Annotated in this window: 21 protein-coding genes; 10 read left to right on the plus strand and 11 right to left on the minus strand. The window is 68.7% G+C overall.

The annotated features are described in order from the left end of the window. Positions 1–34: 34 nt before the first annotated feature. Genes ACK4S9_RS08570 through ACK4S9_RS08590 form a run of 5 tightly spaced genes read right to left on the minus strand, consistent with a single transcriptional unit; the run spans position 35 to position 5,245 of the window. Complete coding sequence (locus tag ACK4S9_RS08570) at positions 35–1,084, minus strand: LacI family DNA-binding transcriptional regulator (RefSeq protein ID WP_409724181.1); 1,050 nt, start codon at positions 1,082–1,084, stop codon at positions 35–37. After that, positions 1,081–2,187 carry an ABC transporter ATP-binding protein gene (locus tag ACK4S9_RS08575; RefSeq protein WP_409724183.1) on the minus strand — a complete coding sequence of 369 codons (1,107 nt, stop codon included), beginning with the start codon at positions 2,185–2,187 and terminating at the stop codon, positions 1,081–1,083. Before ACK4S9_RS08575 ends, ACK4S9_RS08570 begins: the two co-directional genes overlap by 4 nt. Before the next feature lie 26 nt (positions 2,188–2,213). Then, entirely contained in the window at positions 2,214–3,059 is an 846-nt protein-coding gene (locus ACK4S9_RS08580; protein WP_409724186.1) for a carbohydrate ABC transporter permease, read from the minus strand. Beyond that, positions 3,056–3,940 carry a carbohydrate ABC transporter permease gene (locus ACK4S9_RS08585; protein WP_409724189.1) on the minus strand — a complete coding sequence of 295 codons (885 nt, stop codon included), beginning with the start codon at positions 3,938–3,940 and terminating at the stop codon, positions 3,056–3,058. The genes ACK4S9_RS08580 and ACK4S9_RS08585 overlap by 4 nt, the downstream gene beginning before the upstream one ends. A gap of 9 nt (positions 3,941–3,949) precedes the next feature. Beyond that, positions 3,950–5,245: an extracellular solute-binding protein gene (locus ACK4S9_RS08590; protein WP_409724192.1), complete on the minus strand. Its 1,296-nt coding sequence runs from the start codon at positions 5,243–5,245 to the stop codon at positions 3,950–3,952. A gap of 135 nt (positions 5,246–5,380) precedes the next feature. On the opposite strand from ACK4S9_RS08590, the gene ACK4S9_RS08595 reads away from it, so the two are divergent. Beyond that, positions 5,381–6,382, plus strand: coding sequence for a DMT family transporter (locus ACK4S9_RS08595; RefSeq protein ID WP_409724195.1), 1,002 nt, complete (start codon positions 5,381–5,383; stop codon positions 6,380–6,382). Here ACK4S9_RS08595 and ACK4S9_RS08600 read toward each other — a convergent pair. The 3 genes from ACK4S9_RS08600 to ACK4S9_RS08610 all read right to left on the minus strand — a co-directional run bounded on the left by ACK4S9_RS08600 (position 6,305) and on the right by ACK4S9_RS08610 (position 11,041). Further along, positions 6,305–8,149, minus strand: coding sequence for a family 43 glycosylhydrolase (locus tag ACK4S9_RS08600; RefSeq protein ID WP_409724198.1), 1,845 nt, complete (start codon positions 8,147–8,149; stop codon positions 6,305–6,307). The genes ACK4S9_RS08595 and ACK4S9_RS08600 overlap by 78 nt on opposite strands. Positions 8,150–9,206: 1,057 nt before the next feature. Then, complete coding sequence (locus ACK4S9_RS08605) at positions 9,207–10,340, minus strand: hypothetical protein (protein WP_409724201.1); 1,134 nt, start codon at positions 10,338–10,340, stop codon at positions 9,207–9,209. A gap of 98 nt (positions 10,341–10,438) precedes the next feature. After that, complete coding sequence (locus ACK4S9_RS08610; protein ID WP_409724204.1) at positions 10,439–11,041, minus strand: DedA family protein; 603 nt, start codon at positions 11,039–11,041, stop codon at positions 10,439–10,441. A gap of 163 nt (positions 11,042–11,204) precedes the next feature. Here ACK4S9_RS08610 and ACK4S9_RS08615 point away from each other — a divergent pair, with 163 nt between their 5' ends. Beyond that, positions 11,205–12,158, plus strand: coding sequence for a LysR substrate-binding domain-containing protein (locus ACK4S9_RS08615; RefSeq protein WP_409724206.1), 954 nt, complete (start codon positions 11,205–11,207; stop codon positions 12,156–12,158). A 15-nt stretch (positions 12,159–12,173) separates the two neighbouring features. On the opposite strand, the gene ACK4S9_RS08620 is transcribed toward ACK4S9_RS08615, so the two are convergent. Continuing rightward, positions 12,174–12,875: a pirin family protein gene (locus tag ACK4S9_RS08620; RefSeq protein ID WP_409724209.1), complete on the minus strand. Its 702-nt coding sequence runs from the start codon at positions 12,873–12,875 to the stop codon at positions 12,174–12,176. Positions 12,876–13,111: 236 nt separating this feature from the next. Between ACK4S9_RS08620 and ACK4S9_RS08625 the strand changes: the two genes are divergently transcribed. From ACK4S9_RS08625 to ACK4S9_RS08635, 3 genes are all read left to right on the plus strand, one after another. Beyond that, complete coding sequence (locus ACK4S9_RS08625; protein WP_409724211.1) at positions 13,112–13,633, plus strand: ankyrin repeat domain-containing protein; 522 nt, start codon at positions 13,112–13,114, stop codon at positions 13,631–13,633. Positions 13,634–13,734: 101 nt separating this feature from the next. Further along, the gene (locus tag ACK4S9_RS08630) at positions 13,735–15,615 is read left to right on the plus strand and encodes a putative bifunctional diguanylate cyclase/phosphodiesterase (protein WP_409724214.1); all 1,881 of its coding nucleotides are present in this window, start codon (positions 13,735–13,737) and stop codon (positions 15,613–15,615) included. A 57-nt stretch (positions 15,616–15,672) separates the two neighbouring features. Then, entirely contained in the window at positions 15,673–16,125 is a 453-nt protein-coding gene (locus ACK4S9_RS08635) for a hypothetical protein (RefSeq protein ID WP_409724217.1), read from the plus strand. Here ACK4S9_RS08635 and ACK4S9_RS08640 read toward each other — a convergent pair. Then, entirely contained in the window at positions 16,091–16,645 is a 555-nt protein-coding gene (locus ACK4S9_RS08640; protein ID WP_409724220.1) for a GNAT family N-acetyltransferase, read from the minus strand. The genes ACK4S9_RS08635 and ACK4S9_RS08640 overlap by 35 nt on opposite strands. Before the next feature lie 164 nt (positions 16,646–16,809). On the opposite strand from ACK4S9_RS08640, the gene ACK4S9_RS08645 reads away from it, so the two are divergent. The 5 genes from ACK4S9_RS08645 to purU all read left to right on the plus strand — a co-directional run bounded on the left by ACK4S9_RS08645 (position 16,810) and on the right by purU (position 20,481). Beyond that, positions 16,810–18,012 (plus strand): sensor histidine kinase, encoded by a 1,203-nt coding sequence (locus ACK4S9_RS08645; protein ID WP_409724223.1) that lies wholly within the window; start codon positions 16,810–16,812, stop codon positions 18,010–18,012. Further along, positions 18,009–18,755 carry a LytR/AlgR family response regulator transcription factor gene (locus ACK4S9_RS08650; RefSeq protein WP_409724226.1) on the plus strand — a complete coding sequence of 249 codons (747 nt, stop codon included), beginning with the start codon at positions 18,009–18,011 and terminating at the stop codon, positions 18,753–18,755. The genes ACK4S9_RS08645 and ACK4S9_RS08650 overlap by 4 nt, the downstream gene beginning before the upstream one ends. Positions 18,756–18,866: 111 nt before the next feature. Further along, the gene (locus ACK4S9_RS08655; protein ID WP_409724229.1) at positions 18,867–19,019 is read left to right on the plus strand and encodes a hypothetical protein; all 153 of its coding nucleotides are present in this window, start codon (positions 18,867–18,869) and stop codon (positions 19,017–19,019) included. 8 nt (positions 19,020–19,027) lie between these two features. Then, on the plus strand, positions 19,028–19,399 hold the full coding sequence (locus tag ACK4S9_RS08660; RefSeq protein ID WP_409724232.1) for a response regulator: 372 nt from the start codon (positions 19,028–19,030) through the stop codon (positions 19,397–19,399). Between the two features lie 176 nt (positions 19,400–19,575). Beyond that, complete coding sequence (gene purU / locus ACK4S9_RS08665) at positions 19,576–20,481, plus strand: formyltetrahydrofolate deformylase (protein ID WP_409724235.1); 906 nt, start codon at positions 19,576–19,578, stop codon at positions 20,479–20,481. 442 nt (positions 20,482–20,923) lie between these two features. On the opposite strand, the gene ACK4S9_RS08670 is transcribed toward purU, so the two are convergent. Continuing rightward, positions 20,924–22,702, minus strand: a complete 1,779-nt coding sequence (locus ACK4S9_RS08670) for an ABCB family ABC transporter ATP-binding protein/permease (RefSeq protein ID WP_409724238.1) — start codon at positions 22,700–22,702, stop codon at positions 20,924–20,926. Between the last annotated feature and the right edge of the window lie 6 nt (positions 22,703–22,708).

The raw sequence follows: 22,708 nt of genomic DNA on the forward strand, positions 1-22,708 counted from the left end.
GATTTCGCACCGCGATGGCGCACTCGAGCCCGCTTCAGAACAGCCCGCGCGAGGCCACCGAATCGCGTACCACCAGAGGGCAATCCATCTTCATGGCGGTGCGTCGGGAGATGCCTCCGTTCACTTGTGCAATTAAATTTTCTGCTGCCCAGCGGCCCATTTCGTAGTTTGGCAACAACACTGTGGTGAGTGGCGGCTGGGTGTACCGTGCGATATCCTGGTCGTCGTAACCGACCACCGAGACCTGGCCCGGCACGTCCAGGCCCAGTTCGCGCACCGCCTCGAGGGCGCCGATGGCCATCAGGTCGTTGGCGCAGAACAGCGCGCTCGGCGGGTCGGGCAGCGCCAGCAGGCTTCTCGCGTGCGCGTGGCCGCTGCTGACCTGCCAGTCACCCTCGCGCACCAGTTGCGCATCGAAGGGGATGTCGCGGCTCGACAGCGCCTGGCGGTAGCCTTTCAAGCGTTCGCCGGCGGCCTCGATCCAGCCCTCTCCGTTGATGAAGCCGATGCGCCGGTGGCCGGCCTCGATCAGGTGCATGGTGGCCGCGTAGCCGCCCAGCACCTCGCTCGGCACCACCGAGGAGTACAGCTTGTCGCGCCGCTCCTTCGGATGGCAGTTCAGCAGGACGGTCGGCACGCCCGCCAGCAGTGCCGGCACCGTGACCGCGCGCGTGAAGATGGTGGCGTACACCACCCCCAGCAGCGAGGAATCGGCCAGCACGCGCGCCAGGATCGCGCCTTCGTACTCCGGATCGTTGCGGGTGGCGTATACCGAGAGCAGGCAGTCGTGCTCCCAGGCGCCGTCGCGGGCGCCGTCGATGGTGGTCATCGCATGCGGGCTGGTGGACAGCTCGTCGGTGAGGTAGACGACCAGGTTGCGCGCCTGGGCGGGCGCCGGATGGCCCATGCGCTCGACCGGGTAGCCGAGTTCGCGCGCGATGCGCAGCACCTTGTTGCGCGTCGCGCTGGAGACCTTGGCGCCGCTCATGTGGTTGATCACCAGCGAGACCGTCGATTGCGACACCCCGGCCAGCTTGGCGATGTCGGTCATGGTGGGCCGCCGCGTGCGGCCCGGCTCGGTCATGCCCCGCGCGCCGCGCGCGGCAGCGCGACGCCGTCGGTATCGAACAGGTGGCCGTGGCCCGGCTCGAAGGCGAGCATCACGCGCGCGCCCGGCTCCGGGCACGGCGCGTCGGGGCGGCACTTGAGGGAGACCATGTCGGCCACGCCGTCCACCTGAGCATGGACGATGGCGGAGTCGCCCAGGTACTCGACCAGGGCCACGGTGGCGGGCAGGCCGTTGCCGCCCTCGTCCGCCAAGCGCAGGTGCTCGGGCCGCACGCCCAGCGTGACCGGGGCGCCGGGCGCGGCGCGCGAGGCATCGGCGGCCACATCGACCAGCGCGCCGCCGGCCAGCCGCACGTGCACCGCCGGCCCCTCCTCGCCCGCCAGCATCCCGGGCAGGAAGTTCATGCGCGGCGAGCCCAGGAAGCCGGCCACGAAGCGGTTGGCCGGCCGCTCGTACAGGTCCAGGGGCGTGCCGGCCTGCTCGATGCGCCCGCCGTTGAGCACCACGATCTTCTGGCCCAGGGTCATGGCCTCGACCTGGTCGTGGGTCACGTAGATCATGGTGGCGCCCAGGTCCCGGTGCAGGCGCGCCAGCTCGACCCGGGTCTGGCCGCGCAGCGCCGCATCCAGGTTGGACAGCGGCTCGTCGAACAGGAAGACCTCGGGCTTGCGCACGATGGCGCGGCCGATCGCCACGCGCTGGCGCTGGCCGCCCGACAGCGCCTTGGGCCGGCGCTCGAGCAGGTGCTTGATCTGCAGGATATCGGCGGCGCGCGCCACCCGCTCGGCGACTTCGGCACGCGGCACACCGGCCAGCTTGAGCGCGAAGCCCATGTTCTCGGCCACCGTCATGTGCGGGTACAGCGCATAGCTCTGGAACACCATCGCGATGCCGCGCCTGGACGGCTCGACGTCGTTGCAGAGGCGCCCGCCGATCTCCACGGTGCCGGAACTGACGTCCTCCAGGCCGGCGACGATACGCAGCAGGGTCGACTTGCCGCAGCCCGAGGGCCCGACCAGCACCACGAACTCGCCGTCCGCGATGTCCAGGTCGATCCCCTTGATGACCAGGTTGTCCTCGTACTGCTTGGTGATGCCCTGCAGGCGCACAGATGACATGGATTCTTTGCTCCGTTCTACAAATGTCAGCCCTTGAGGCCGGTGGCGGCCAGGAAGCCGTGGGTGACGCGGCGCTGGAACAGCACGTAGGCCAGCGCCACCGGCAGCGCGCCGATCAGCGCCGCCGCCATCAGCTGCGCGTAACGCACCCCGAAGGCATCGTAGGTCTGGGTCAGGCCCAGCGGGATCGTCATCATCTCGTTCGAGGTGACGATGATGAAGGGCCACAGGAAGTTGTTCCAGGCCCCGATGAAGGTGACGATCGCCATCGCCCACACGATGTTGCCCGATACCGGCAGGTAGACGCTCCACAGGATGCGCAGCGGTCCGGCGCCGTCCATCACGGCCGCTTCGCGAAAATCGGCGGGGATCGCATCGAAGAACTGCTTGAACACGTAGATCACCACGGGCGCGACCACCTGGGGCAGCACGATCCCGGCGTAGCTGTTGATCAGGCCGAGCTGGTTCATCATCCGGAACAGCGGCACCAGGAGCGCCTCGAAAGGCACCAGGAAGGCCAGCATGGTGATGCCGAACACCAGGGTGCGGCCCTTGAAGCGCAGTTGCGAAAAGGCGTAGGCCGCCATCAGGGACAGTGCCATGGTCACCAGGGTCACCAGCAGCGCCACCAGGGCGCTGTTGAACAGCCAGCGCCCGACGTTGCCGGCGGCCAGCACCTTGGCGAAGGCTTCCAGGGTCCAGTCCCGGGGCAGCCAGTGGAACACGCTCGAGACGGTCTCGTGCTCGGGACGTAGCGCGGTGCTCAAGGCCCACAGGAGCGGCGCCACCCACATGGCCGCCAGCAGCAGCGCGGCCGCCGCGCCGAGCACGGTCCAGCCCAGGTTCCCGGGCGTTTTCGCGTCAAGCCTCATGCTTCCCTCCGCGCCAGCCAGCGCACCAGGCCGGCCTGTGCCAGCGACAGCGCGATCACGATCGCCACGAAAGCCACGGCGATGGCGGCGGCGTAGCCGGCGTCGCTCTGGGTGAAGGCGGTCTCGTACATGTAGTGCAGGGTGACCCGGGTGGTGTTGAAGGGCCCGCCCGTGGTCATGATGTAGGTCTGGCCGAAGATCTTCATCGAGGCGATCAACTGCAGCACCAGCGCCATCCCGACCACCGGGCGCAGGGCCGGCCAGGTGATGGCGCGAAACAGCGTGAAGCCGCGCGCGCCGTCCAGGCTCGCCGCCTCGTACAGTTCGGCCGGGATGTTGCGCAGTCCGGCCAGGAACATCAGCATGTTGAAGCCCACGGTCCACCAGATGGTGCCGATCGCCACCATCGGCATGGCCCAGGTCAGGTCGGCGAACCAGGCGCGCTGCATCCCGAGCACGTAGTTGACCACGCCCGACGAGGGCTGCAGCATCCAGTCGGCGATCAGGGTCATGACCGAGATCGGCAGCACATAGGGGAGGAAAAAAGCGCCCTGCAGCCAAGCGCTCGCCCGGGTGAAGCGGTTCACCAGCAGCGCCATCACGAGGCCGAGCGCGGTCAGGGGAATCACCGTCAGCAGCGCGAAATAGAAGGTGTTGCCGACCGCGGCCCAGAACGAGGGATCCTGCACCAGCGTCACATAGTTGTCGATGCCGACGAAGGCATTGGTGCGCGTCAGGCTGCTCTCCGTCAGGCTCATGTAGAAGGTGTCGAGCGCCGGCAGGAAGAAGAACAGCAGGAAGGCGATCGCGAAGGGGGCCAGCAGCATCGCCGCCGGCAGCGCATCGCCGCGGCGCACCTGGCTGGAGCGGGCACGTGGCATCGGCTCTCCCTAGTAGCGCGGCGCGCGCTTCTTGATCATGCGCGCCGCCTCGGTTTCGAACATGCGCAGGGCCTGCGCGGGCGTGAGCTGCGACGACAGCGCCGCCGGCAGGTATTTCGAGGCCATCGCCTCGAGCGGCCCGGCCGCGCCCATGTACCAGGCGTCCGGGTCGTAGATCACGTGGCGCGGCACCTCGGCGTACAGCCGGTTCGGCATCAGGGCGCGCACCGCGGGCGACTCCGCCACCGGCCGGTAGGCCAGCACGTGCCCGCCCTCGGCCCAGCCGAAGGAATGCTTGCTCACGAACGCGATGAAGCGCATCACCGCGCGCGCCTTGTCGGGCGACAGCGGCCGCCCCTCGTTGGCGGGGATGGCGAAGGCGTGCGAATCGGCCCAGACGCTGTCGTTGCCGTACATGCGCGGCAGCGGCACGATGCCGTACTCGAAGCCGAGGGTGCCGCGCCGGGTGGCGCGCACCATCTCCGGCACCTCCCAGACGCCGTTGATCATGAAGCCGGCGTTCCCGCCCATGAACTGGCTGGTGGAGGCCGCGTAGTCCAGGCCCGGCTGGGCGTAGCCCTGCTGGAACCAGCGGGCCACGCGTGCGAGCGAATCGACGCCCGCGGGACCATAGGCGAAGCGCCCGTCCTGGATCAGGGGCGCATTGCGCTGGGCCAGCATCGAGATCCACAGGCGCCAGATCGCGTAGGAACTCTGGCTGCTCTCCATCGTCATGCCGGGGCGGCCGGTGGCCTGGCGCACGGCGCGGAAGGCGTCGCCCAGCGCATCGATGCCCTGGATCGGCTTGAGCGTGCCGGAGGCGTCGAGCAGACCGGCCTTCCCGACCAGGGTCTTGTTGTAGTACAGGACCAGCGGATGCAGGTCGAGCGGAATCGCATAGGTGCGGCCGGCGTGCTGGGATTTCTGCCACTGGCGCGGATAGAAGTCGTTCGGATCCAGACCGCTTGCCGCCAGTTCGTGCGGGGCGATCGGACGCAGCACGCCGCCGCCGGCCAGGTTGGTCATGCGCGACAGGTGCACGGTGGCGATGTCCGGCCCCGCCCCGACCACCGAAGAGGTGATCAGCTTGGTGTAGAAGGGTTCGCCCCATTTCAGCGTGGTGCTGGTCACGCGCACCTCGCGCTGGCTGGCGTTGAAACGATCGACCAGCGCCGCCATGCGCGCGCCGTCGCCGCCGCTCAGCAGCGTCCACATGCGCACCTCGATTTGCCCGTGGGCGGACGTGGGCGCGCACAATGCGCTTGCTAGCGCCGCGCCGGCGAGGCGCACCGTGGTTGGGGTCAAGCCTGTCTCCTGGGTCGTTCTAGCTCTTTTATCATTAATACTAGCAAATAATTATTAACAGGGGCTGTCCTGTAGGCATGACTGCAGCCCGCCGCCTTGCGCGGTACAATCCTCGCTTTGGCCGGTGGATCGGGTATGTGGAGTGGCGTGTTGTGCGGCCTGCTGGCGGGGGCCTTGTGGGGCCTGGTGTTCATCGTGCCGGAGATGCTAAGCGCTTTTTCGCCGCTGGAACTGGCTGTCGGCCGCTACCTCGCCTACGGCGCCATGGCCTTCGGCCTGCTGCTGCCGCGCTTGAAGTCCCTGTTCTCCACCCTGGCGCCCGGCGACTACGCGGCGCTGGTGCGCCATGCGCTTGCCGGCAACATCGTCTACTACGTGCTGCTCGCCATGGGCGTGAAATACGCCGGCGTGGCCCCGACCTCGCTGATCGTCGGCATGGTGCCGGTGGTGGTGACGCTGCTGGGCCGCAAGGACCACGGCGCGCTGCCGCTCGCCCGCCTGGCGCTGCCGCTGCTGCTGGTCGGCGCCGGTATCGCCTGCATCAATGTCGACAGCTTCCTGCATGCCGGCCCGGGCGCGTCCGCCGGCGACATCGCCCTGGGCGTGGCCTGCGCCGCCGGCGCCCTGGTGTGCTGGAGCTGGTACGCCACCGACAACGCACGCTACCTGAAGAACAACCCGCAGTTCTCCAGCGCCCAGTGGTCGGCGCTGTACGGACTTGCCACCGGGGCGATCGCGCTCGTCATCGGCGCCGGCGCCTGGCTGCTCCCCGAGCAGGCCCCGGCCGCACCGGGGCGCGACTGGACCCTGTTCTGGACCTGCAATGCCCTGCTCGCCCTGGGCGCCTCGGTGATCGGCAACCAACTGTGGAACGTGGCGAGCCGGCGGGTGCCGGTCACCCTGACCGGACAGCTGATCCTGTTCGAGACCCTGTTCGCACTGCTGTACGGCTTCCTGTACCGCGGCCAGGGTCCGCGCCCGCTCGAACTGGCGGCCATCGTGCTGCTCGTGGCCGGCGTGACCTGGGCTGTGCACGCCCACGCGGCCCGCGACGCGACATCAGTCCGCCAACCGCTCGACCCGGACTTCGCCGAAGGTGACGGCGTGGCCGGCGCCGCCCATCGCCACCAGGCCTAGCCTGGCCTTGCCGCCCAGGCGGTGGGTCCAGGTGGTGCCGCCCACCCAGCCGCCGCCTTCCGCCATCGACCAGGCGGTATAGCGCTCTTCCGCACCCGTGCGCCGGACATCGAGCCGCAGCCAGGTCCATTCGCCCGGCGTGCCCGCCACCGTGTTGCCGTAACGGGGATAGCCCCGCTCCACGGGCGCGAGCTCCTTGCCGAATTCCACCTGGCGCAGGCCGTCGTGGGCCAGTTCCACCAGCTTGACGTAGTTGTCGTCGTCACGCATCACCACCAGCCCGCCCTGTACCGGCCTGGCGCAGCAATCGAGCGGCGCATCGAGCCGGATGCGCGCCAGGATTCTCAGGTTCCCTTCCGGCAGCCCGGTCGCCAGCACCGCGGCGTCGTTGGTGTCCACGTGCAGGTCGGTCTGCCGGGTCGACATGCGCAGGCCCGGATGGCCCACCGACCAGCTGCCGGCGGCATGCGGCCGGATCCAGCTCCAGCGCGGGTCCAATCGGGCGCGTTCGAAGCGCTCGGTCCAGAGCGGCGTCGCGGGCGGCGCCGATGGTACTGATGGCGGCGTTGGCGTGCTTGGCACTGCCGCCGCCGGGGCCGGCCCCGCGGCGATGGCGGGACGGCGTTGCGGGCTGTCCGACGGACCCGCGCCGCCGTTGATCAGCGGCCAGCCGTCGACCCAGTCGATCCGGTCGAGCAGCAGCGGGCGCCGGGTCAGCTTGTCCTCGACGCTGAAATAGCCTTGATGCCGGTCCACCGCATGATAGAAGGTCCACCACTGGCCGTCCGCATCCTGGAACACGGTATTGTGGCCGGCGCCCACCCAGCGGTTGCCGTTCTGGGGCAGCACCGGCGTCCCGCCCACGCGCGCGGCCGCCATGTCATTGCCTTCGCGGTCGAGGAAGGGCCCCTCGGGACCCGTGGCGCGGCCCACGAACAGCGCGTAGCCGGTCAGCGGCCCGCGGCAGCAGTCGGTGCTGGAGGCGAACAGGTACCAGTACTTGCCGGCCTTGACCACCTCGGCGCCCTCGTAGCGGTTGGCGGCGCCGATCCGCACCGGATCGCCCTCCACCCGCAGGCCGTCCTTCGACAGGCGCTGGACGAACAGGCCGCCGCCGTAGCTGCCGTAGTACAGGAAGCGGTCACCCTCTTCGGTCTCGACCACGTCGGGGTCGAAGGTCCAGTGGAAGTTGCAGCCCGCGCCGGCCCGGCGCGGCGGCACCACCAGGTTTTCGGCCGGCTTCCACGGTCCGGCAGGCGAGGCGCTGGTGGCGACCGCGATCGCGCTGTCCGATTCGCAGCCCGGCTCCGGGCTGTGGCGGTCGGCCACGTCGGTGACGGTGAAGTACAGGTAATAGCTGCCGTTCTGGTAGACCGGCTCGGGCGCCCACAGCCCGGACTTCGGCCTGGCCAGTCCGGGCGGGCGCTGCTCGAAGGAGTCGCGCACGAAATACCAGTTGACCAGGTCCACCGAGCGGTAGACCGGCATCATGCGGAACTTCCAGCCCTTGCCCTCGCGCTCCTTGCGGCTGACCGGATCCATCGTGCAGTACATGTACCAGACCGCCGGGCTCGACGTGCGGTCGCGCAGCAGGGACGGGTCGGCGCAGCTTTCGGCCAGGCTGCCGTCGGCCAGGCGCAGCGCGAGGGGATTGGTATAGGTCGACGCTCCCGCGCCGGCCGTGCCGAAAGCCGGCGCCGGCGGGGGCGCGGCCAGCAGGGAAGCGGCCAGCAGCATTCCTGCCCGGCCTGGAAAGGATCGTGTCATGCGGTCTCCTTGTCGTTTGCCGAGCGGGCGGCGAACATGTTGTTGGCTGAAAATTAAGCCAAAACAAGCTCGATGCGGCGCACGCGAGGCGGCCGGGGCAGATGTTGCCGAGTCTGCCATATCGCGCGACCCGGCGTGGCGGCAGCCTGCCATTGTTGTTCAATATCGTTTTGCAGGACTATTCCCGTGATCACTGCCTGCTAGACTGCCGGGATCGCATCCCAGCGCAAGCCATGTTGCCATAATAAAAGAAGAGAGATGCAAGGCGGGATGCCCCGCCGGCAAGCAACCAGGGGAAGTCCTTCAGGAGAGCACGGCAGGTCCGTGCGGCACAGACATGGCTGGCCGTCGCAGCATCGGATATTGCCTGAAGCCCGGGCGGCGCCCAGGCCGTGCAGGCGTGGGAAGCGCCGGCCGGCCAGGAACGGGGCGAAGCCGTGGCGGAAGTGGCGGTCACGACCCGGCGCACCCTCTCCACCGCGTCGCGCACGCAGTCGCCATGAGCGTACTGAAGGGACAACCGCCGCGCGACAAGGTCGCTGCCCTCCGTGCCGGCCGCGGCGCTGGCCGTCGTCACCGCTGAAGGCGCTCCCGGCCGTGTCCGGCATCGACTGGCGCCTGGCGCTCGAGAGCGTCGACGGAAAGCACGATCGGCTGCAGAAGCGCGCCGCCAGCTTCGTGCGCGAAGACGGGACGGCGCCCGCCATCCTGCGTGCATCGCTCGAGGCCGCGACCACCAGCGCTTGCGGTCGCTGGCCCACAAGCCCAGGTCGGGCGCGGCCTGCGTGGGCGCACTCGACCTGGCCGCCGTCGCCAGCCACCTGGAACTGGACCTGCGCAGCAGCCGGCTCGACCGGCTCGGGGTGCAGGTGCCGGCCATGGTGGCCGCTGTCGAGGCGGTGCTGGCCGGCCTGGGGCGGATCGCCCCAGGCGCTTCGGCGGCGCGCGCTGGCCGAGATCGAATGCACGGAGGCCCTTGCGCCGCTCAGGCTGCTGGCGCCGAAACTATCCCCGGGGGCGCAGGCCGGACAGGAGCCAGCCTGAGGGCGGATATGGGCTAGCCGCGGCAGACCAGGCCGAAGCGGGTCGCTTCGCAGCCGCGCTTGAGGCAGGCGGTGGCGTGGTAGCCGGCCGCACGGCACAGACGCAGGGTTTCGGCAAGCGGGCTTTCCGGGTCTGGCTGCTCGGCGGACACGGGACGCGCGGGCAGCGTGGGCGGCGCCGGCGCACGGGCCGCACGGGCCGCCGCCGTTTCGCGCGCAGGCTTGGGCTGCGGCTTCTTCGTTTCCGGACTGGTGCGTTTGGCGGGCGACGCCGCGGCAACGCGGCGCTCCTGAGCCCGTTTGGCCGTGCTCTTTTGCGCAGGCGGGCGCGCGGCGGCTTTCGGGCTGGCAGCGGCGGCGGCCGTGGTTGCCGCCGTGCTTGCCGCTGCGGTCACCGCCGCCGCAGCGTCCACCTGCCCGGCTGCCGGCTCAGCAGCGCTGTCCGGCGCTGCTGTCGCCAGCGCCTCCTCCGGCCGGTCCGCAGACGTCGGTACTGCCGTGGGCGGTGCCGCCACAGGCGGGGCCGGCGTGAGTAATCTCAGTGGAGGAAGCGACTCCGCGGTGGTTTCGTAAACAGGTGCGGCGGCCGGCGCCGGCGCGGTCGCCACGACCGGAGCCGGCGTATGGTCGGCCACCACCGCCAGCGTCGACTCTACCCGGGATTCCTGCACCATCCACGCCGCCGTGCCGGCCACCGCCACGACTGCAGCAAGGCCGATCGTCCAGCCGAGGGCCTTGCGGCCCCAGCGCTCGCTCCAGGGCGGCGGTTCCGGCTGCAGCGGTAGCGACCAGTCCGGCTCACGACTGGAGAAGGAAGCGAACTCCGGCAAAGCACCAGAGGCGGGGCGCGGCGGTTCCGGTGCGGCCGAAGGCGCCATGGTGGGTTCGACGCGGGGCGCAGCGAAGCCCTGCGCCGGCGCCGCGTGCGGCGCAGAGGCTGCTGATGCGGCTAATGCACGGCTGCGCCAGACGCCGGCACGCTGGCGTCTGGAAATCGGCGGCGCCGCGGCCGGTGCCGGGGCATGGGGTGGCGCGACCTCGGCCTGTGGCGGCGGCGCCGGCGGCGCGGTCACCTGGGTGCGGCGCACCGGACGCACCGGTACGGCGGACTGGCTGTCGCCGAAGTCTTCCAACAATCGGTTCTTCATGGGCGGGACCTGCTTGCGAACAGGCCGAGTGTAGCCGAATCACCGGAATCATGCGTGCTGCGGTGCGGCACGCGCACCACAGCCGACTCGCGCAGTGTTCAAGCCTTGGCCGGGCGGTGCGTGATCACACGGTAGACATACCAGGCCAGCAGGATGCCGAAGATCCCCTTCGACACCGGATCGACATACTTTCCTACCTGTTCATAATTGCTTTCAAGCACAAATCCGGCGCCGGTCAGGATGCCGGTCCAGGCCAGCGACCCGATCGTCGAATACAGCAAGAACTGGCCCCAGGACATGCAGGCAAGCCCGGCCGGCACCGAGATCAGGGTGCGGATCGCCGGGATCAGGCGCCCGAACAGGACCACCGAGCGTCCGTGCCGGTCGAAGGCGGCAATCGCCTTGTCGATGTCCTCGCTGCCGACCGTCATCCAGCGCGCATGCCGGTCGGCGAATGATTTCAGTCTTTCCTTGCCATACTTGCGCGCGCCCCAGTACCAGGGCAAGGCGCCCGCGATCGAACCGGCGGTGCCGGCGACCAGCACGCCGACCAGGTTCAAGTCGCCACGTGCGACGACGAAGCCGGCAAAGGGCATGATCAGCTCGGAAGGAATCGGCGGAAAGATGTTTTCGACGGCCATCAGCAGGAAAACCCCGATATAGCCGCTCTTTCCCAGGAAGTCGGTAATGAATTCGAACATGGCGGATCGCTCGTTGAGGGGTACGGATGCCACCCTAGCATGTTGTCAAGAACGCTAGCGCTCGCCAGCCAGCCGGCACCGGCACGTGGCGCCGGCCGGGCCGCTCCGGTACCATGCGCAAGATCCGCTGCTGGATTTTCGACAACAGGACAAAGGACCGTAATTGCTGAAGCTCAGCCTGGACGCACTCGAGATCGTCGAAACCATCGCCCGCAAGGGCTCCTTCGCCGGCGCCGCGAAAGACTTGTTCCGCGTCCCCTCCACCATCTCCTACACGGTGGCCAAGCTCGAAGAGGACCTGGGCGTGCGCCTGTTCGACCGCTTCGGCCCGAAGGTGGCCCTGACGGCGGCCGGCAAGGAACTGCTCAAGGAAGGCCGCTATCTGCTGCGCGCCGCCGGCGACCTGGAGTCGCGCGTGCGCCGCGTCGCTTCCGGCTGGGAGACCGAACTGGCGATCGGCATGGATTCGATGCTTGCGCCGAGCGCCCTGCAGCCCGACATCGAAGCCTTCTACCAAGTGGCCGACCAGACCCGGCTGCGCCTGGTGAGCGAAGTCCTGTCCGGCACCTGGGACGCCCTGCTGGACCGCCGGGTCGACCTGCTGGTGGGCGCGGCCGGCGAAGGCCCCTCGGGCGGCGGCTATACCGCGGAGCCCTTGGGAACCATCTGCTTCGTGTTCGCGGTGGCACCCTTCCACCCGCTCGCCGCCATCGACCGTCCCCTGGAGAAGGCCGACCTGCTCGACTACCGTGCGGTCGCGGTGTCGGATTCGGCGCGCCAGCTCGGCCCGCGCACGGTGGGCCTGTCGTTTGGCCAGGACACGCTGGCGGTGCCGGACATGGAGTCCAAGTTCGCCTTCCAGCTGCGCGGGACCGGCTTCGGCTTCCTGCCCGAATCCTGGGCCCGGCCCGCCATCGAGGCCGGGCTACTGGTGGAGAAGCCGGTGGTCGAGCCGAAACCGGACGAGACCTTCTACCTGGCCTGGCGCAGCGGCGAGCAAGGCGCGGCCCTGGCCTGGTGGCTCAAGCGCATGCGCGAGCACCCGCCGCTGCCCCGCCTGATCGCGCGCCACTGCCATGAAGCACAGATGAAGCGGCAAGCCGGCCGTTCGACCTAGCCCTGTCCTGGCCGGTCAACCCGGCAGGTCGAAGACCAGGATCTCGGCCGCATCGGCACCCTCGAGGCGCACCGCGTCCTCGGCGCTGATCTTGACCGCGTCTCCGCCCTGCAACTGCACGCCGTTGACCGTGGCGCGGCCGCGGATCACGTGGACATAGGCCTGGCGGCCCGCCGCCAGCGGATGGCTCAGGGCATCGTCGCCGTCCATGATGGTGGCGTGGATCGACGCATCCTGGCGCAACGACACCGAACCCTCGCGCCCGTCGTTCGACGCGATCAGGCGCAGGCGGCCCTCCTTGGAGGCGGCATCGAAGTGCTTTTCCTCGTAGCCCGGCGGCTCGTCGGCGGTGTTCGGCTCGATCCAGATCTGCAGGAAGTGCACGCCCTCATCCTTCGAGTGGTTGTACTCGCTGTGGACCACGCCGCTGCCCGCGCTCATGCGCTGCACGTCGCCGTAGCGCAGCACCGATCCGTTGCCCATGCTGTCCTTGTGCTCGAGCGCGCCTTCCAGCACGTAGGAGATGATTTCCATGTTGCGGTGGCCGTGCGCATCGAAGCCGCGCCCCGGCGCGACCCGGTCCTCGTTGATGACGCGCAGCGGTCCGAAGCCCATGTGCTTCAGGTCGTGGTAGTGTCCGAACGAGAAGCTGTGCAGGGATGTCAGCCAGCCGAAGCTGGCGGCGCCGCGTTCATTGCTTTTACGTACGTTCAGCATGGCATGCTCCTTGTGTTGGGTTGTCATCGAACCCTTCGATTGTCGACGTCCTGTGCCGTGAAGGCTTGCGCCGCAGTTGTTCGATGCGATGGAGCCATTATGCGCCCTCGGGAAGCCGTCGAAAAACGAGTAATTTGCCGCCTAATCATCGAAATTTTCGAACATTGGAGGACGGGCGTGCACCGGGCGTTTCTCCCATGTGGTCTAATCGTGGCAAGATGATCCTGGAGCCGACGATGGACACCGCCCGACCCGACCCGAACACGCTGGACGAGGCAACGCTCGCCTTCGTGCGAACGGTGTTCCAGCACGCGCGTGCCGGCGACACCGCGGCCCTGGGCACGTTGCTGGCACAGGGCCTGCCGCCGAACCTGCGCAACGAGCGGGGCGACAGCCTCCTGATGCTGGCCTGCTACCACGGCCATGCCGACACCGCGCGCGTCCTGCTCGAGCACGGCGCCGACCCGGAACTGATGAACGATGCCGGCCAGACCCCGCTCGCCGGGGCCGCCTTCAAGGGCGATCTCGCGGTGGCTACCCTGCTGCTGGACCATGGCGCCAGGGTCGCCAGCGCCGGCCCGAACGGCAAGAATGCGCTGATGTTCGCCGCCATGTTCAACCGGCTCGACATCGCCCGCCTGCTGCTGGCGCGCGGCGCCGACCCGCACGCGCTCGACGCCGATGGCATCAGCGCCCTGGCGGCGGCGCGGCGCATGGGCGCGCAGGACACGGCGGCCCTGCTGGCCGACCTGGGCTGACTCCGACGGTCGCGTTCGTTTGCGTGTGGCAAGATTGCAAACTGCCTCCGGTTCTGGCGTAATACATTCAAGGAACCCATCGGTTCGGCACGGCAGACACAATGGAACGACCACGCATTCCGCTCGATGAAGCACAGCGGCTCGCCGCCCTGCACGCCACCCGGCTGCTCGGCAGCGCGCCCGAAGAGACCTTCGACCGCATCACCCGCATCGCGGCGCGCCTGCTCGGCGTGCCGATCGCCCTGGTGTCGCTGATCGACAGGGACCGCCAGTGGTTCAAGTCGCGCACCGGCCTGGACGCCTGCGAAACGCCGCGCGACATCTCCTTCTGCGGCCATGCGATCCTCTCCGACGAACCAATGGTGGTGCCGGACGCGGCCCAGGACGCCCGCTTCGTCGACAATCCGCTCGTCACCGGCTCGATGCAGCTGCGCTTCTATGCCGGCGTGCAGCTGTATTCCGTCGACCGCAAGAAGATCGGCACCCTGTGCGTCATCGACAGCAAGCCGCGCCATCTCGACCCCGGCGAACTCGACGCCTTGCGCGACCTGGCCCGCATGGTCGAGCAACTGGTCTACCATCGACAGCTCGCGATGGCCGCCCAATCCCTGAGCGAGCGACTGCAGGACGCCGCGCAGGCGCCTGGCCGCACCCCGGCCACGGGCGAACTGGCGTGGCTGGTTGCCCACGACCTGCTCACCGGGCTGCCGAACCGCCAGGCGATGCTGCGCGCCATCCAGCGCAGCATCGCCGGCTGGCGCCAGGACGGCACGCCGGCCCTGGTGGCCTGCATCAACATCGACCGCTTCAAGCGCTTCAACGAGACGCTCGGCCACCGGGCCGGCGACGAGATCCTGGTGGGCCTGGCGACCAGCCTGCAGTCGCTGCTGCGCGAAGGCGACATGCTGGCGCGCGCCGGCAGCGACGAATTCCTGGTGCTGCTGCATGCGCGCGGCGAGCATCCCGAACCGGAGCGCGCGCTCGACCGCATCATGGCAGCGAGCAATCGCGCGATCCCGACGCCGGACGGCGAGATCGCCCTCACCTGCAGCATCGGCACCACCTTGCTGCCGCAGGACGGCGACGACGCCGATGCGCTGCTCAACAACGCCGTCACCGCGATGCGCCATGCCAAGGCCCAGGGCCGCGGCGCGATCGTACGCTTCAAGCCCGAACTGCGCACCGAGCACGGGCGCCATCTCACCCTGGAAAGCCACCTGCGGCGCGCCATCGCCCAGGACGAACTGCTGGTGCTGTACCAGCCGAAAGCCGACCTGCGCGGCAGCAGCCTGGCCGGCTTCGAGGCCCTGGTGCGCTGGCGCCATCCGGATTTCGGCCTGATCGCGCCCGACGAGTTCATCCCGATCGCCGAAGAGAGCGGGATGATCGTGCCGATCGGCGAGTGGGTGCTGCGCAGCGCGGTCGCCCAGCTGGCCGCCTGGCGCGCCGAGGGCCTGCCGCCGGTGCCGGTGGCGGTCAACCTGTCGGCGCGCCAGTTCCTGCAAAGCGACGTGGTCGCCACGGTCGGCGGCCTGCTGGACGAGGCGAAACTCGCGCCCGGCTTGCTGGAACTGGAACTGACCGAAAGCGTGTCGATGGCCGACCCGGAACGCAGCGTGGTCGTGATGCGCGGCCTGGGCGAACTCGGCGTCATGCTGAGCATCGACGATTTCGGCACCGGCTATTCGAGTTTCGGCTACCTGCGCCGCCTGCCGCTCGACAAGCTCAAGATCGACAAGTCCTTTGTGCAGGACATGGCGCACAGCGCCGAGTCGTCCGCCATCGTGCAGGCGATCGTCGCGATGGCGCACCGCCTGCAACTGACCGTGGTCGCCGAAGGCGTCGAGACGGCCGACCAGGTGGCGGCCTTGCGCAAGGCGGAGTGCGACCAGATCCAGGGATACTATTATTCGCGGCCGCTGGAAGCCCGGGATTGCGCCGCCTTTATCCGCCGCTATGCGGCCGATCCGACCAGGGCATGAGCGGGGCACGCTTGCCGATATAATCCCACGGTTGCGTAACCACACCAAAGGATGACGATGAAAGCCCTGCCCCTCTCCCTGCTGCTGCTGTCCGGCGCCGCACTGGCCGACGATGCTTCCATACTCAAATGCCGCACGCTCGCCGACACCGGCGCGCGCCTGGCCTGCTACGACGCGATCCAGGTCGGCGCCCGGCCGCAGGTGGCGGCCGCGCCGGCGGCGGCCCCGGCCCGCAGCAGGGAAGAGAACTTCGGCATCGAAGCGAAGAAGCAGCGCGAATCGGAGCCGCAGTCGATCAGCTCGACCATCGCCGGCGACTTCCAGGGCTGGGGCCCGTCTTCGCAGATCCGCCTCGCCAACGGCCAGGTCTGGCGCATCGTCGACGGCAGCGAAGCCGTGCTGGCGCCGATGCGCAACCCCAGGGTCAGCATCGAGCGCAACGTGTTCGGCACCCTGTTCCTGAAGGTGGAAGGAACTAACAGTTCGGCGAAGGTGCGCCGGGTCCAGTAATGTCGGGGTCGAGGGCGCGCACCATGTAGCGCGCCTGGCCCGGATAGCTGGCCAGGGCGGCGCGCGCCGCCGGCCCTTGCGCCTCGGCTGCCCGGTAGCCGAGGCGCGACCAGAAGGCGGCGGTGTCCTGCACCGACACCAGCGCCGACGAGCTCAATCCCTGCCGGCGCGCCTGCGCCAGCAGGTGGCCGACCAGGCTGCGGGCCAGGGCGCGGCCGTGCGCACGCGGCGCCACCGCCAGGTCGTGCAGGTAGAGCGTGTCGGCGTGCGCGGCAGGGTCGAACTGCGCGCCCAGCGGCGTCACCTTGCCCAGCCTGCTCGGGTAGGCGAACAGGTAGGCGCACACCCCTTCCCCGTCTTCTGCCAGGACGCAGCTGTCGCCGGCTTGCGCCATGCGCGCCAGCACCACCCCGGCCGCTTCCTGCATCGCGGGCGGATAGCAGGCCGCCTGCACGGCGAGGATGGCGTCGAGGTCGGCCGGGCGCATGGCGCGGATGTCGTGGCGATATGCGAACTGCATGATGTCGGGCGAATGAAAACCGGGGATGGTAGCACGCCGCCGGGCGCCTCGTCGTTCGTCGTTCGTCGTCCCACCCTCGTCGTTCGTCGCCCCGCACTTTCACGCCATGGACGGCTTTCCTAGACTTGCCACATTGCCTTATATTGAACAGCAAGGAGAACAGCATGTGGCGCAAGATCATCGACTGGTACCAGGACCTCGAACGTGAACACCTGGCCATCCTGGAGCGGCCGGAGCTGGCTGCGCAGGTGGCGCCGGGCTACCGGCGCAAGCTCGCGGACAACATCGCGGCGATGTCGCCGGTGGACCGCCGGCAGTTGCTCGACTTCTCGCTGACCTACCGCGGCCGGCGTCTCTGGCTCGCGATCGCCAAGCTCGCCGCCGTCTTCACGCTGATTGGCGTGCTGATGGAGCTGATCCTCGGCAAGGGCACCTGGATCGCCCCGATCGTCGCGGCCAACATGGCCGGATTCGGCCTGCTCGCGGGCGCCATCGGTGTCTGGTTCAATTCCGGCCAGGCTTCCATGAACGTGCGCCGCTTCATGATCGGCGTGCTGTGCGGCGTGGCAGGCGCATTCGTCGGCCTTGCGCTGGGCGACGCGCGGCCTTTGGCCGAGCAGATGCCCAAGCTGATGCGCATCGTCCCATTGGTGGCGCTGGTCGGGGTGCTGGCCGGCGTCCCGCTGCTGATGCTGGGGCTGTACCGCCGCCGCCAGCACGCCGCGCTCATGGAACAGCTGCAGCGCGACGCCGAGCGCGAACGCCTGGCGCGCGAACTGAGCGAATCGAAACTGCGCATGCTGCGCGCCCAGATCGAGCCGCACTTCCTGTTCAACACGCTGGGCGCGGTGCAGCAACTTGCCGCCGACGGCGCGCCGCGCGCCGCCGCGCTCACGGCCGACCTGATCGCCTTCCTGCGCGCCAGCTTCAGCGACATGCGCTGCGAGCAGGTCTGCCTGAAAAGCGAATTCGCCACCATCGACGCCTACCTGCGCGTGATGCAGGCGCGCATGGGCGCCCGCTTGCGCTTCGAACTGGACCTGCCCGACGCGCTGGCTCAGCGCGAGGTGCCGAGCATGATCGTGCTGACGCTGGTGGAGAACGCGATCAAGCACGGCATCGAACCCTCCCTGCGCGGTGGCCGGATCCGCGTGAGCGCCGAAGCGGATGGCGACAGCGTGCGCATCCGCGTCCACGACGGCGGCGTCGGGATGAGCGCCACGCCGGGCAATGGCGCCGGCCTGGAGAACGTGCGGCGCCGGCTCGAACTGGCCTACGGCGAACGCGCCGGCCTGGCGCTGCGCGACGCCGAGCCGGGCCTGGTCGCCGAACTCTCGATTCCCCCGTCCAGCAAGGAGAGCGCATGACCCGCGTCCTGATCGCCGAAGACGAACCCTTGATGCGCGAGCGCCTGGCCGGGATGCTGGCCACATGCTGGCCCGAGGCCGAGGTGGTGCTGCAGGCCGAGAACGGCAACGATGCCTGGGACGGCTTTCTCGAGCACGAGCCGGAAGTCGTGTTCCTGGATATCCGCATGCCCGGCCTGTCCGGGCTGGAAGTGGCCGAGCGCATCGGTGACGGTGCCCACGTGGTCTTCGTCACCGCCTACGACCAGTATGCGGTCGAAGCCTTCGATGCCGGCGCGGTCGACTACCTGCTCAAGCCGGTGCAGCAAGACCGCATGGAACGGGCGCTCGCCCGCATCCGCGCCAAGCTGAAGCAGCCGCCGGCCGACCTGGGCGACCTGCTGCGCCACCTCAAGACCGCCCTGCCCGGCGCCCGCACCGAGAAGATGAAGTGGATCAAGGCCACGGTCGGCAAGCAGATCCGCCTGATCGACGTCGACGAGGTGCTGTTCTTCCAGTCCGACACCAAGTACACCCGGGTGGTGCTGCCGGATTCGGAAGCGCTGGTGCGCATCCCGCTGAAGGACCTGCTGGGAGGGCTCGACCGCGACCGCTTCTGGCAGATCCACCGCGCCACCCTGGTGAACGTCGGCGCCATCGCGGCCGTCGAGCGGCTCGATGCCGAACGCATGCAGGTGCTGCTGCGCGGCTGCGCCGAAAAACTGGCGGTGAGCCGGACCTTCACCCACCTGTTCCGCGAGTAACCGGGGCAAGCCCGGGGGAGGCCGCGATCTCGTCATTTCTGGACTTGTAAAATTGCCTCTGTTATATAATTCACACATGGGCGCGAGCCTTCGTCTTGAACAGGGAGGCGCATGACAACGGGCAGCAGCAAGGACGAACGGGAATGCCTGCCGCTCGGCGACCCGATCATCCGCCACTGGCGGGGCGGGATCGACGGCGGGCATCTGGCCCTGAAGGTCGAGAAACGCGTGAACCCGGCAACGGGCTTCACCCACGAGGGCTGACGCGAGCCATGAGGGCGAAGCACATCCTTCTGGTCGACGACGAAGAGGCCATCGTGTACGTCTTCAAGCGCTACCTGGAACGGGCCGGCTACCGGGTGACGGCGGTGGTCGATCCGAACGTTGCGCTGGCCATCGGCAGCGCCGGGGGCGTCGACATGCTCGTCACCGATTTCCGCATGCCGGGCATGACCGGCGCCAGCCTGATCGCCGGCTTGCGCGCGCGCCATCCCGGGCTGCCGGCCCTGGTCGTGACCGGCTACGGCGCCGAAGTCGGGCCGGTGGCGGCCAATGTGCGTGTGCTGAACAAGCCCTTGCCGCCGCAGGACCTGGTCGACGCGGTGGCGCTGGCGCTGCTCCCTGGGCAGACGTGCGCTTCTTGACGGCGCAGCCCGCATCCGCCATGCTGATAGAATAACAACGTCTGCATCGTCCACAAGGCTTGCACGGCGGCGTCCCCCGGCATGCGGCCACCCCTCGCACTGCCGGCCATGCCGTCCGCAACAGCGCAGGCGCCACACTACCTACCGCTCCATCGCCGCAAGAACAGGACGAACGCATGACCCCGAACTCGACTCCGAACGAACGCGCCCGGCCGCCGCACGCGACCGAATACATCCTCAATGCCAGCTGCCGCGCCGGCATCGGCATCGTCGCCGCCGTCGCCACTTTCCTGGCCGAGCGCGACTGCTACATCTGCGCGCTGGAACAGTTCGACGATGATTCCACCGAGCGCTTCTACATGCGTGCCGTGTTCCGGCTGCAGGCCGGCTCGCCGAGCATCGAGAACATTCGCGAGCAATTCGGCGAAGGCTGCGCCGCCCGGCTCCAGATGCAATGGAAGATCCACGACCCTTTGGTCCCGGTCAAGACCGTGATCATGGTGTCGAAGGACGACCACTGCCTCGACGATCTGCTCTACCGCCGCCGCAACGGCGAACTGAACATGTCGATCATGGCGGTGGTGTCGAACCACCTCGACCTGCGTCCCATGGTCGAGCGCGAAGGGATCCGCTTCATCTTCCTGCCGGTGACCAGGGAAAACAAGGCCCAGCAGGAAGCGCGGCTGCTGGAAGTGGTCGAGGAGACCGGCGCCGAGCTGGTGATCCTGGCGCGCTACATGCAGATCCTGTCCGACGAGCTGGCGCGCCGGCTGACGGGCCGCTGCATCAACATCCACCACTCCTTCCTGCCCGGCTTCAAGGGCGCCAAGCCCTACCACCAGGCTTTCGACCGCGGCGTCAAGCTGATCGGCGCCACCGCCCACTACGTGACGCCGGACCTGGACGAAGGCCCGATCATCGAGCAGATCGTCACCCGGGTCGACCACAACTTCCGTCCCGAGCAGCTGGTGCGCGTGGGTCGCGACAACGAATGCATGGCGCTGGCCGCGGCGGTGAAGTTCCACATCGAGCGCCGGGTTTTCCTGCATGGGAACAAGACGATTGTGTTTCGGGGGCCGTGACCAGCGGTTTGGCCTGAATAAGCCATAGCGCTTGCACGTCGTCCCGGCGCAGGCCCACTGCTGTCCGGGATAATCGCTAACTCTACATTAATAGGGGTTTAGGGAAACGGCGGCGGTGTAAGCGTATCCAACAAGCAAACTTTAAGCACTTAACTCGTCGTACGCGCCACTGGCGCCTACGACTTCCGGCGAAGGCCGGAACCCAATCCTGTTGCGGGCCGCTATCGCAGGCCAGGATATTTCACCCAAAATTGGGTTCCCGCCTACGCGGGAACGACGATTTCCGGCTAGATGAAATTATCCCGGACAGCAGTGGGCGCAGGCCGGGACCAGTTCCATTGCGCGGCCTACTGCTTCAGTTTCACGGCATTGCACGCAAACCTGGGCCCCGGCCTTCGCCGGGGCGACGGTCTTGCGGCCGCGAGCTGCTTGTATCGGCATCTCAGCGCCCCGCATCCTTGTCCATGCGCTGCTGCAGCAGCCACAGCCGCGCATACGCCCCCTTGCGGCGCAGCAGTTCGGCGTGGCTGCCCTGCTCGACGATGCGGCCGCGGTCCATCACCACGATGCTGTGCGCGCCCACGATGGTCGACAGGCGGTGCGCGATCACCAGGGTGGTGCGGTCCCGCGACAGCCGGTCGAGTTCGCGCGTGATCGCGTGTTCCGAGTCGGCGTCGAGCGCCGAGGTGGCCTCGTCGAAGATCAGGATGGGCGGATCCTTGAGCACCGCGCGAGCAATCGCGATGCGCTGCTTTTCCCCGCCCGACAGGTTCACTCCGCGCTCGCCCACCGGGGTGTCGTACTTGGCCGGCAGCGAATCGATCACCTCGTCCAGGTGAGCGGCGCGGCAGGCGGCCACCACGTCCTCGCGCGTGCTGCCGCTGCGTCCATAGGCGATGTTGTTGCCGATGGTGTCGTTGAACAGCGCCGTCTCCTGCGGCACCACGCCGATCGCCATGCGCACGCTGGCCGCCTGGCACTGGCGGATGTCCTGGCCGTCCACCAGGATGCGGCCACTGGCCGGGTCGTAGTAGCGCAGCAGAAGGCGCGCCAGCGTCGACTTGCCCGAACCGCTGCGCCCGACCACCGCCAGGGTGGTTCCCGGCGCGATGCGCAGGCTGACGTCGACCAGCACCGGGCGCGCCGCTTCGTAGTGGAAGCTGACGTGTTCGAACACGACTTCGCCGCGACTGGGACGCAAGGGCGGCGCGCCGGGCGGATCGGGGATCTCGGGACGCTCGCGCAGCAATTCGAACAGGCGCTCGGCGTTCACCCAGGCGTCGCGCGCTTCGCGGTAGACGAAGCCGAGCGCGTTCAGCGGCAGGCAGACCTGCAGCGCGTAGGCATTGATCAGGACCAGGTCGCCCACGCCCATGCTGCGGGCCAGCACGGCCTGGCCGGCCAGCACCATGATGGCGGCCACGCCCAGGGCGATGACCGCGCTCTGCCCCACGTGCAGGGTGAACAGGGCGCGCTGGTTGGCGCGGCCGGCCTCGCGCCAGTCGTCCATGATGGCGGCGAAGCGTTCGGCCTCGCGCGCCTCGCCGCTGAAATACTTGACCGTGTCGTAATTGATCAGGCTGTCCGCCAGCCGTCCCTTGGCGGTGGAGTCGAGCTTGTTGACGCGCCGCTGGTAGACCACGCGGCGCGCCGTGAACACCAGCGTGAAGCCGGCGTAGACCAGGAAGGTCGCCAGGATGATGCCGGCGAAACCCGCCGCATAGCGGCTCAGCATGATCGCCAGCACCAACCCGATCTCGACCAGGGTCGGCACGATCGTGAACAGGCCGACCCCGAGCAGGAAGGCGATGCCGCTGGTGCCGCGGTCGATGTCGGGCAGCAGGCTGCCGAGCTTGCGCTGCGCGTGGAAACGCGGCCCCAGCGCGTGCAGGTGGGAGAAGGTCTTCTGCGCGTAGGCCGAGACCGCCGCCAGGGTCACCCGCACGAACAGCAGATCGCGCCACTCGTTGAACAGGGTGGACGAGAAGCGCAGCAGCGCGTAGCCCACCAGCAGGTACAGCGGCAAGGTCGCCGGCAGGTTTACTTGCGAAAAGGCGTCGATGATCCGCTTGAGCAGCAGCGGCACCGCAACGGTGGCCAGCTTGGCCACCAGCAGCAGCACGACCGCCGCCACGATGCGCCAGCGGTGCCGGCCCAGCACCTGCCACAGTTCGGCGCCGATCCGGACGCTCCGCCCCGCTTCCCCATCATCGGCCGCCATCGCGCA

This window comes from Massilia sp. (assembly GCF_046293535.1).
Lineage (GTDB): Bacteria > Pseudomonadota > Gammaproteobacteria > Burkholderiales > Burkholderiaceae_D > Telluria.

Coding starts and splice junctions, on each gene's coding strand:
- ACK4S9_RS08585 (WP_409724189.1), bottom strand. CDS start 3,940: ATGCCACGTGCCCGCTCCAGCCAGGTGCGCCGCGGCGATGCGCTGCCG.
- ACK4S9_RS08605 (WP_409724201.1), bottom strand. CDS start 10,340: ATGAAGAACCGATTGTTGGAAGACTTCGGCGACAGCCAGTCCGCCGTA.
- ACK4S9_RS08595 (WP_409724195.1), top strand. CDS start 5,381: ATGTGGAGTGGCGTGTTGTGCGGCCTGCTGGCGGGGGCCTTGTGGGGC.
- ACK4S9_RS08620 (WP_409724209.1), bottom strand. CDS start 12,875: ATGCTGAACGTACGTAAAAGCAATGAACGCGGCGCCGCCAGCTTCGGC.
- ACK4S9_RS08640 (WP_409724220.1), bottom strand. CDS start 16,645: ATGCAGTTCGCATATCGCCACGACATCCGCGCCATGCGCCCGGCCGAC.
- ACK4S9_RS08610 (WP_409724204.1), bottom strand. CDS start 11,041: ATGTTCGAATTCATTACCGACTTCCTGGGAAAGAGCGGCTATATCGGG.
- ACK4S9_RS08635 (WP_409724217.1), top strand. CDS start 15,673: ATGAAAGCCCTGCCCCTCTCCCTGCTGCTGCTGTCCGGCGCCGCACTG.
- purU (WP_409724235.1), top strand. CDS start 19,576: ATGACCCCGAACTCGACTCCGAACGAACGCGCCCGGCCGCCGCACGCG.
- ACK4S9_RS08625 (WP_409724211.1), top strand. CDS start 13,112: ATGGACACCGCCCGACCCGACCCGAACACGCTGGACGAGGCAACGCTC.
- ACK4S9_RS08580 (WP_409724186.1), bottom strand. CDS start 3,059: ATGAGGCTTGACGCGAAAACGCCCGGGAACCTGGGCTGGACCGTGCTC.
- ACK4S9_RS08650 (WP_409724226.1), top strand. CDS start 18,009: ATGACCCGCGTCCTGATCGCCGAAGACGAACCCTTGATGCGCGAGCGC.
- ACK4S9_RS08575 (WP_409724183.1), bottom strand. CDS start 2,187: ATGTCATCTGTGCGCCTGCAGGGCATCACCAAGCAGTACGAGGACAAC.
- ACK4S9_RS08570 (WP_409724181.1), bottom strand. CDS start 1,084: ATGACCGAGCCGGGCCGCACGCGGCGGCCCACCATGACCGACATCGCC.
- ACK4S9_RS08630 (WP_409724214.1), top strand. CDS start 13,735: ATGGAACGACCACGCATTCCGCTCGATGAAGCACAGCGGCTCGCCGCC.
- ACK4S9_RS08660 (WP_409724232.1), top strand. CDS start 19,028: ATGAGGGCGAAGCACATCCTTCTGGTCGACGACGAAGAGGCCATCGTG.
- ACK4S9_RS08645 (WP_409724223.1), top strand. CDS start 16,810: ATGTGGCGCAAGATCATCGACTGGTACCAGGACCTCGAACGTGAACAC.
- ACK4S9_RS08655 (WP_409724229.1), top strand. CDS start 18,867: ATGACAACGGGCAGCAGCAAGGACGAACGGGAATGCCTGCCGCTCGGC.
- ACK4S9_RS08670 (WP_409724238.1), bottom strand. CDS start 22,702: ATGGCGGCCGATGATGGGGAAGCGGGGCGGAGCGTCCGGATCGGCGCC.
- ACK4S9_RS08600 (WP_409724198.1), bottom strand. CDS start 8,149: ATGACACGATCCTTTCCAGGCCGGGCAGGAATGCTGCTGGCCGCTTCC.